Annotated in this window: 3 protein-coding genes; 2 read left to right on the top strand and 1 reads right to left on the bottom strand. The window is 72.3% G+C overall.

Annotated features, from left to right (window positions below; all coding sequences use genetic code 11):
- Positions 1–108: 108 nt before the first annotated feature.
- Positions 109–819: an esterase/lipase family protein gene (locus tag ACFV9H_RS41255; RefSeq protein ID WP_385409119.1), complete on the bottom strand. Its 711-nt coding sequence runs from the start codon at positions 817–819 to the stop codon at positions 109–111.
- A gap of 212 nt (positions 820–1,031) precedes the next feature.
- Between ACFV9H_RS41255 and ACFV9H_RS41250 the strand changes: the two genes are divergently transcribed.
- Together ACFV9H_RS41250 and ACFV9H_RS41245 are read left to right on the top strand one after the other, a co-directional pair.
- Entirely contained in the window at positions 1,032–2,069 is a 1,038-nt protein-coding gene (locus tag ACFV9H_RS41250; RefSeq protein ID WP_385409117.1) for a rod shape-determining protein, read from the top strand.
- A complete protein-coding gene (locus ACFV9H_RS41245; RefSeq protein WP_385409115.1) occupies positions 2,066–3,631 on the top strand; it encodes a GAF domain-containing protein in 1,566 nt (521 codons plus the stop codon). Before ACFV9H_RS41250 ends, ACFV9H_RS41245 begins: the two co-directional genes overlap by 4 nt.
- Positions 3,632–3,948 lie beyond the last annotated feature (317 nt).

Here is a 3,948-nt window from a genome sequence, read left to right as displayed (position 1 = left end):
AAAGCCCAAGTACGTCCAGTACGAGGGCTTCCGCCCGGCACGCCGAGAGCACGCACCAGACGCCGCGGGGCCGCCCTTCGGGCGACGACGGGAATGTGACGACAGGCCCTAGGAAGCGAGGAAGGCCCGGACGCCCGCCGAGGTGCCGTCGTCGCCGAGCAGGTCGTTGTGTTCGAGGCAGCCGACCGGCGTGTTGGTCGCCCCGGTCAGCGGGACGCTGTCGTCGGGGTTGACGACCTCGTCGCAGTTGGACCAGAAGGTCCCGTACTTCACGGTGCCAGGGGTCTCGTCCCCGCCGTTCAGGTTCTTCACCACGTACGAGCCGGGGGTCATGTCACGGCACGCCTGGTCCCACAGGGCGCAGGCCCACGCGGTGGACGTGCCTCGGTTGGGGCCGGCCAGCGAGACCCAGTGGTCCACGGTGGCCCCGCCGCCGCCGAACTTCACGTACCAGCGGCTCACCAGCGAGCCGAAGGAGTGCGCGACGACATCGACCTTGGCCGCACCGGTCTGCCTGCGGACGTCCTCGACGTAGGAGGCGAGCCGGCCGGACAGGACCTCGTTGACCGACCGGTGGGTGTCGTAGCCGAAGGAGAAGAGTTCCGAGTCCGCGTATCCGGCGGCGCGCAGGTCCCCGCGCAGGACTCCCCAGACGCCCGGGTCGGCGTTGTAACCGTGCACGAAGACCACCGGATTACGCGATGACGCCCGGTCGGCGTCCTCGGCCGTGACCCGGTCGGCGGCATGGGCCGCCACCGGCGCGAGCAGCACGAGGCAGAGCGTCAGGAACGCGAGCAATCTCTGGCGGGTCGTCAGCATCGGGTCCCCTTTACCTTGTTACGCGCGAGTAGCGCGTGTGGTGCGCGCATGGTGCTGCCTGTCGGTACAGAAATCCACCCCCATGCAGCCGCGACGCACCCCCCGACCGGAGCAGCACAACGGGCGGTTAGTCCGAAATGCCCGAGATGATACGAAAAGCGACCGGCAGTTCCGTCGGTCTTCTTGCGTCAGCGCTCTCGGGAGGATCTGCCGTGACCGTCAGTCTTGAGCAGTTGCGCCGCTGCCACGTCGCCGTCGACCTGGGGGCGGCGAGGACCCGCGTGTACGTGAAGGGCGCCGGCCTCGTGGTCGACGAGCCCAGCGTCGCCGCGGTGAACACGCGGACCGGCGCACTCATCGCCGTGGGGACCTTCGCGGAGCGGATGACCGGCCGCACGCCCGACTACATCCGGGTCGTGCGCCCCGTGTCCGGCGGCACCGTCGTCGACATCGAGATGGCCCAGCGCATGCTGCGCCACCTGCTCGGCGAGAAGCTGCGCCGGGCCCTGCGCCGCAAGCCGCGGCTGCGGGCCGCCGCCTGCACCCCGCACGACGCGGACCCGCTGGCCCAGCGGGCCGCCGTGGAGACCCTCGTCGGCCTCGGCGCCCGGCGCGTCGAACTCGTCGACACCCTGATCGCGGCGGCCGTCGGCTGCGGACTGCCCGTGGAGCAGCCGACCGCGACGATGATCATGGTGTGCGGGGCCGCGGCCACCCAGGTGGCCGTCCTCTCCCTCGGCTCCATCGTCACCGCCAAACGCATCCCCGTCGGCGGCGAGGCCATCGACCACGCCGTCGTCCAGCACCTGCGCCACGCACACGAGCTGATGCTGCCCAGCCAGGCCGTCCGGCCGCTCCAACTGGCCCTGCACGACAGCGGCATCACCGCCGGGGGCCCCGCCTCCACCCTGATCCACGGCCGCGACGTGGCCACCGGACTGGCCCGCTCCGTCCATGTGGACACCGCCGCCGTACGGGACGCCATCCACACCCCGCTGACCGCCGTACTCGACGGCATCGGCAAGGTGCTGCGGGACTGCCCGCCGGACCTGGTCGCGGATCTGACGGACCGGGGGATCATGATGGTGGGTGGCAGCGCCCTGCTGCCCGGGCTGGACCAGATGCTGCGGGACGCCACCGGAATGCCCGTGGCCATCGCGGAACGGCCGGACGTGTGCGCCGTGATGGGTCTCGGCGCGATGCTCGAAGGGAAGATCGCCCCCATGGTTCTCAACCCGCTGGCCGAATGACGAACGCCGGGCAGCAGCCCGAGGACGAGGGATCCAGCCTCCCCGTCCTGCTGGAGGCGGTCCTCAGCGTCGGCTCCGAGCTGGAGTTGCGCACGACGCTCCAGCACATCGTGGACTCGGCGACCGAGCTCTGCGCGGCACGGTACGGAGCGCTCGGGGTGATAGACCCCGAGCGCGTCCGGCTGACCGAGCTGTTCACGGCCGGGATGACCGAGGCGCAGCGGGCCGCCATCCCGCATCTGCCTGACGGCCGCTCCGGGGTGCTCGGCGCCCTCGTCGGCGACCCGCGGCCGCTGCTGCTGGACGACCTCACGAAGGACCCCCGGTCGGTCGGCTTCCCGCCCGGGCACCCGCCGATGCGCAGCTTCCTGGGCGTCCCGATCCGGGTGCACACGGAGGTCTTCGGCAACCTCTACCTCACCGAGAAGCGGGGCGGCGGGTCGTTCACCGACGACGACCTCGCGCTGCTGCGGGTCCTGGCCTCGCAGGCGGGGATAGCAATCGGCAACGCCCGGCTGTACGAGACCGCGCGCCGCCGGGAGCGGTGGATCGAGGGCGCCGCCGCCGTGACCACCACCCTGCTGGCCGGCCGCCCGGCCGCGGACGCGCTGATGTGCGTCGCCGAACGGGCCCGGCTGCTCGCCGACGCCGCGGCCGGGGTGGTGCTCCAGCCGACCCCCGAGGGCGGCATGGAGATCGTGGCCGCCTCCACGCACGGGGACCCCGGGGACCTGGTCGGCACGGCGATCGCCCCCGGCAGCCCGGTCCTGACGCAGCTCCTGGGCGGCGAGCCGGTCTTCATAGACGATTCGGCGACCGACCCCCGAATGACCACGCACGTCCGTGAGCGGTTCGGCCCCAGCATGATGCTTCCGCTCCAGAGCGGCGGCCAGCTGATCGGCACCCTCGCCCTGCCGCGCGCCCGCGGCGGTCCCGCGTACGACGCCGTGGACCGGCTGCTGGCCTCGCAGTTCGCGTCCCAGGCGGCGCTGGCCCTGGTCCTGGCGGACGCGCAGCACGACCGCGAGCAGCTGGCGGTCTACGAGGACCGCGACCGGATCGCGCGGGACCTGCACGACCTCGTCGTCCAGCGGCTGTTCGCGACGGAGATGATGCTGGAGAGCACGAAGAAACGGTCCGCCGCCGCGCCGGCCGGCGACACCGTGGGCGTGGAGCTGGCGCGGGCGGTCGACGAACTGGACTCCACCATCCAGGAGGTCCGGACCGCCATCTTCGCCCTCCAGCAGCCGCCGACGGACGCCCCGACGACGTTCCGGGGCCGGGTCCTGCGCGAGACGGGCGGGGCGGCGGTACTGCTCGGATTCCAGCCGTCGGTGCACTTCGCGGGCGCGGTGGACGCGTTGCTCCCGGATCCGGTGGCGGGAGACCTGCTCGCCGCCCTGCGCGGCGCCTTGGCGGCGGCGCACCGGCGCTCGGAGGTCACCTCCATCGAGGTGGAGGTGGACGCGGTCCCCTCACGGGTACGGCTGACGGTGTCCGACGACGGGCGGACGGAGTCGGGCGCGCGGGGCACGACGGTGACGTGGGAGTCGGCGCTGTAGCCCTCCCGGGCCGTTTCCCGTGCCGGGGGGCTCGGCCGGTGGGGCGGTGTCCCCTGGCGGGGGCTGCGTGCGGGGGGCCGGTGCCGGGGTGGGGTGTCGTCCGGGACTCATGATTTATGGCGCCTGGACGTGACTTCGTTGGTGCGGGTGGGTGCGCGCCACAAATCACGTTTTACGTCCCGGACGACACCCCACCCCGTCCCCGGCCTGGCCGGCCTCCTTGCCTAGACGAGTAAGTCCGAAGTCTTCGGGCGCATGAAGCGAGGGTCTCGTTGATCCGTTTGTGACGACAGATCTCGAAACCCTCGCGACAGCAC

Source organism: Streptomyces sp. NPDC059874 (genome assembly GCF_042731135.1).
In the GTDB taxonomy this organism is placed as follows: Bacteria; Actinomycetota; Actinomycetes; order Streptomycetales; family Streptomycetaceae; genus Streptomyces.
This window is presented reverse-complemented; position numbering and strand designations above follow the sequence as displayed.